The sequence below is a fragment of the Roseomonas sp. TAS13 genome, from assembly GCF_001950415.1.
Lineage (GTDB): Bacteria > Pseudomonadota > Alphaproteobacteria > Acetobacterales > Acetobacteraceae > Roseomonas > Roseomonas mucosa.
In genome coordinates this window covers 1-4,908 of the sequence record NZ_BDLP01000322.1, presented here as the reverse complement: position 1 = coordinate 4,908, position 4,908 = coordinate 1, and the positions used below count along the sequence as shown (strand labels likewise).

Below are 4,908 nucleotides of genomic sequence, written 5' to 3'. Positions count from 1 at the left end.
CCTTACGGTGGAGCTGGGCGTAGATGTGATCAAGAGACAGGCCGCGCCATCCGGCCCGGGAGCATGGCACCACGCCCGGCATTCGCCCCCGGCGACCCCGCCGCATCAAGCCTGCCGTATCGGCACGGGCGCATCGAAGGGGCCGGAAACTACAGCAGCGCCATCTGCACCGGCCCGTCCCCGGCCTCCGTCCCCTCCAGCCCCGAGAGCGTCACCCCCAGCAGCCGGATTCCCCGCTCCGGCGGCAGCAGTCCGCGCAGCAGCGCCAGCGCGCTTTCCTCCAGCGCCGCGAGCTCCGGCACCGCCCGCGCGAAGCTCTGGCTGCGCGTCACCTGGCGGAAATCGCTGAACTTCACCTTCAGCGTCACCGTCCGCCCGCGCGTGCCATGGCGCGCGCAATGCTCCCACACCTTCGCCGCCAGCGGCCGCAGCGACGCCGCCAGCTCCGCCTCCCCGCGCAGGTCGTGGGCAAAGGTCGTCTCCGACCCCACCGATTTCCGGATGCGGTCCGCCCGCACCGGCCGCTCGTCCTCGGCCCGGCTGATCGCGTGGTAATAGGCCCCGGCCTTGCCGAAATGCGCCTGCAGGAATTCCAGGCCCTGCGCCCGCAGGTCACGCCCGGTATGGATGCCCATCCCCTCCATCCGTGCTGCCGTCTTCGGCCCGACGCCATGGAAGCGCCCCACCGGCAGGTCCTCGACGAAGCCCGGCCCCATGCGCGGCGTGATGACGAAGAGCCCATCCGGCTTGCGCTGGTCGGAGGCGAGCTTGGCCAGGAACTTGTTGTAGGACACCCCTGCCGAGGCGGTGAGCCCGGTCCGTGCCCGGATCTCCGCCCGGATGCGCTCCGCGATCTCCGTCGCCGAGCCGATGCCCCGCAAATTCTCCGTCACGTCCAGATAGGCCTCGTCCAGCGACAGCGGCTCGATCACCGGCGTGTATTCCGCGAAGACCGCGCGGATCTCCTGCGACACCGCCCGGTACACCTCGAACCGCGGCTTCACGAAGACCAGCTCCGGGCATTTCCGCCGCGCCACCACGGAGGGCATGGCCGAGCGCACGCCGAAGCGCCGCGCCTCGTAGCTCGCCGCCGCGACCACGCCCCGCTCCCGCGCGCCGCCCACCGCCACCGGCAGCCCGCGCAGCGACGGATCGTCCCGCTGCTCCACCGAGGCGAAGAAGGCGTCCATGTCGATATGGATGATCTTGCGCGGCGCCGCCCGGCCCGCCTGCCCGCCGCCACGGCCGCCCTCAGGCCTGTCCCCGGGGCTCTCCCTCCGGACCGCTTCCGGCCCCGCCGCCTCCGGCACCACGCTCCTCCACCCGCCCATCCCCGCCGCGCCGGCAGAAGGGGCGGCGGCACGAACAATCCGGGAACGAGCATAGGCCAGCCAGCGGGACACCGCCAACCGCAACCTTGCCCGTCGCCGGACGTCCTGGAAGCTGTTTTCCGGGCCGGTGCGGCGCCTGCGCCCTCAGTAGCGTTCCGGCACGTAGAGTTCCGGCGGCAGGGTCCGGCGCTCGTAGTTCGGGTCGAAGACGCGCTCGGGCAGGACCACCGGCTCGTGCGGCACTTCCTCATAGGGGATGAGGGAGAGCAGGTGTGCGATGACGTTCAGCCGCGCGCGCTTCTTGTCGTTGCCCTCGACGATGTACCAGGGCGCCTCGAGGATGTTCGTGCGCTCGAACATCTCCTCCTTGGCCTTGGTGTACTGCTCCCACCGCACCCGCGACTGCAGGTCCATGGGCGAGAGCTTCCACTGCTTGATCGGGTCATGGATGCGCATGAGGAAGCGGAGCTGCTGCTCCTCGTCGGTGATGGAGAACCAGTACTTCACCACGATGATGCCGGAACGGACGAGCATGCGCTCGAATTCCGGCACGTCGCGGAAGAAGTCCTCCACCTGCGCCTCGCTGGCGAAGCCCATCACGCGCTCGACACCGGCCCGGTTGTACCAGCTCCGGTCGAACAGCACGATCTCGCCCGCCGCGGGCAGATGCGCGACATAGCGCTGGAAGTACCACTGCGTCCGCTCGCGGTCCGACGGCGCCGGCAGGGCGACGACGCGGCAGGTGCGCGGGTTGACGCGCTGGGTGATGCGCTTGATGGCGCCGCCCTTGCCCGCGCTGTCGCGCCCCTCGAACAGCACGACGACCTTCAGCCCGTTCTGCGTGACCCAGTCCTGCAGCTTGACCAGCTCGCTCTGCAGCCGCAGCAGCTCCCGGAAATAGAGCTGCCGGTCGATCGTGCCCTTCTTCCGGTCGCACCGGATCTGCCGCAGCGCCTCGGGAAGCCGCTCGTCGTCGAGCTCCATCTCGAGCTCTTCGTCCAGGTCGTCCTGCATCTCCAGCCGCAGCCAGGATTGCTGCCGCTCCTCGTCCTCGCCCGCCATTCCGCCGCCCCTCGATGGTTCCCTGGGATGGGCGGCTATAAACAGGCCGTGCGGCGGCGCATGCGACGAATCCATGACGGTTCCATGACCGTCGTGCAGCGGCACCCGCCCCTGGGCGCCAGCCGCCCCGTCCAGACACCGCTTTCCCCCCGGGCCGTCGTGCTTTACATCCTGGCGTTGTGCCCTCCCGGGGGGAAGGCGCTGCCTTTCCCCCGGACCCCCTATCCGCCAGGACCCTGAGGGTCCTGGACCTCCCGGTCGTTGGCGCTCGCTGATGCCAGATCGCGCCGGAGAGCACGGCTCTCCGGCAGGTTGCCGATGTCACCAGCGTGGACACGTTGTTTTTCTTCTCTTAGGGAGCCCCGCGTTTCCACCTGCACCCGGGGATCAGGCTGCAGGACAACGGTATCCACCAGAACCCACGAAAGCCCGGGGTCCGGGGGCCGGCTTCGGTCCCCGGCGGAGAGGGGGGGGGCCGGCGGGAGAGGCAGGGCCTCTCCCCCGGCGGCCAGCCACGAAGCGCCACGCACCCAGGAAAAGCCGCCGCGCCAGGCTCAAAGCGAGGCCGAGGCCGCCCGCCCGGAGGACAGGTCGGTCGCCTGCACCTGCGCGCCGCTGAGGCCGGAGAGGTTCACCCTGATCCGGTCCGCGATATGGCCGACCTCGTTCACGGCCACGGTATGCTCGCCCGTCTGGTGCGTGGTGGGGCCGCCCCCGGCAAAGAGGTCATAGGCCACCTTGGCGCTCTGCCGGCCGGTGAAGTTGTCGCCCTGGACCTCGATGAAGCGGCCGCCATCGCTGATGGCGCGCAGCGTGATCCGTGGCGGCGGCGCATAGGCGCCGTTGTGCTGCTGCGCGCCTCCCGCCGGGGTCCAGGTGAAATACCCGCCCTGGAAGCGCTGCAGCCGCCCGACGCCTGGCTCGTCATGCTCCGCCTCCAGCGGATAGCGGCTGCTGCCCCGCTCCCAGCCCAGCCGCGCCCATTTGTCCCGGATCGCGCCATAAACCTCGTGCGCGCCCGACGCCGGCGACCAGTAGATCGACGCCTCAGGCTTGCCTTGCAGCTGCTCCGCCCGGAAGTGGTTGAACCGCCCCACCCCGTCCGGGCAGCCGGACTCGTCGTTGATGGGATAGCCGAAGCGCTCACGCCCGATCTCCCGCCAGCGCGCGCCGATCGAGCCATAGACCAGGTGCGCCCCGGTATCCGGATGCCAGGAGATGGTGCGCCCCGCCTGGAAATCCTGATACCGCCCGACCCCGTCGAAGGTGGGCGTCTCGTTGTTCACCGGTGCGCCCAGCGCGCCCCCCAACCCGCCCAGGCTCAGCCATTTCGCCTCGATGGCGCCGAAGACCACCAGATTACCGACTTTCGTTGGCATGACGCTTCTCCCCGGAACACTGTCCGTGGAAAAGACCGTATCCGAAACGATCATCGGGCCGCGTCCACCGAATGGTGGAGGCGGCGGTGACAGTTCCGTCATGCCGGACCGGTCCGCGTGGCTGCCTTCCGGAACCTGTCCCGGCCAGCCATCCGCTGGAAAAGGACCGCAGACCCAGCCTTGGCCCGAAAGCGCATCTGGGCGTCCATGCCGGAGAGAAGGAAGGCGTCCGGGAGATGATGGAGGACACGTCACCCGTCCCTCGAAGCGCCATTCTCCTCGCGAAACGGTGACCTGCCGGACAGGCCGCCCGTGCTCCTTGCGCGCCCCGGGACGCGCCCCGGGGCCTCACCCCTCCGCCCGCATCTCCACCCCCAGCCGCCCCAGGTCCCGCCAGTAATCCGGATAGGTCTTCGCCACGCAGCCCGGGTCCAGGATCGTCACCCCTGGCACCATCAGCCCGGCCAGCGCCATGCTCATGGCGATCCGGTGGTCGCCATAGGTCTCGATTCGCGCCGCCCGGAACCCTTCCCGCGGCGCCGGGGTCACCACCAGGTCGTCCCCGTCCTCCACCGCCAGCCCGGGCGAGAGGCGCGACAACTCCGTTGCCATGGCATGCACCCGATCGCATTCCTTCACCCGCAGATTGCCGATTCCCGTGAAACGCACCGGCGCGGCGCCAAAGGCGGCAACCGCCGCCAGGGTCGGCACCGCATCCTGCATCTGCGACCCGTCGATCACCGGCGGCAGGTGCCGGAAATCCCGGATCAGCGGATAGGCCGCCGCATCCGGCTGGGTGAAGTCCCCCGCCGCCACGCCCAGGTCGATCGCCCCCCCGGTCAGCGCCTCCGCCGCCCAGAGATAGGTCGCCGCCGAGGCATCCGGCTCCACATGCAGTTCCGCCGCCCGGTATCCGCCCGGCTGCACCACCCAGGCGGAGCCCCCCTCCGCCTCCACCACCCCGCCGAAGCGCCGCATCGCCGCCACCGTCAGGTCGATATAGCCCCGCGCCCCGATCGCATCGCCGCGCAGCACCACCCGCACCGGATGCGCCCCGCAGGCGGCCAGCATCAGCAGCGCCGAGACATACTGGCTCGACAGCCCGGCATCGACGCTCACCTCGCGCCCCTCGAACC

Annotated in this window: 3 protein-coding genes and 1 pseudogene; all 4 read right to left on the bottom strand. The window is 70.3% G+C overall.

The annotated features are described in order from the left end of the window. Window positions 1–149: 149 nt before the first annotated feature. Window positions 150–1,331: a DNA polymerase IV gene (gene dinB / locus ROTAS13_RS19200; RefSeq protein WP_226946000.1), complete on the bottom strand. Its 1,182-nt coding sequence runs from the start codon at window positions 1,329–1,331 to the stop codon at window positions 150–152. A gap of 144 nt (window positions 1,332–1,475) precedes the next feature. Continuing rightward, window positions 1,476–2,393, bottom strand: coding sequence for a polyphosphate kinase 2 (gene ppk2 / locus ROTAS13_RS19195; protein WP_075823127.1), 918 nt, complete (start codon window positions 2,391–2,393; stop codon window positions 1,476–1,478). Between the two features lie 554 nt (window positions 2,394–2,947). Continuing rightward, on the bottom strand, window positions 2,948–3,772 hold the full coding sequence (locus tag ROTAS13_RS19190) for an LGFP repeat-containing protein (protein WP_079253464.1): 825 nt from the start codon (window positions 3,770–3,772) through the stop codon (window positions 2,948–2,950). Between the two features lie 348 nt (window positions 3,773–4,120). Then, window positions 4,121–4,908, bottom strand: a pseudogene (locus ROTAS13_RS19185) (3-phosphoshikimate 1-carboxyvinyltransferase); the annotation flags it as partial.

Bases quoted from the DNA above. Each gene is read 5' to 3' on its own strand.
- dinB (WP_226946000.1), bottom strand. From the start codon at position 1,331: ATGGGCGGGTGGAGGAGCGTGGTGCCGGAGGCGGCGGGGCCGGAAGCG.
- ppk2 (WP_075823127.1), bottom strand. From the start codon at position 2,393: ATGGCGGGCGAGGACGAGGAGCGGCAGCAATCCTGGCTGCGGCTGGAG.
- ROTAS13_RS19190 (WP_079253464.1), bottom strand. From the start codon at position 3,772: ATGCCAACGAAAGTCGGTAATCTGGTGGTCTTCGGCGCCATCGAGGCG.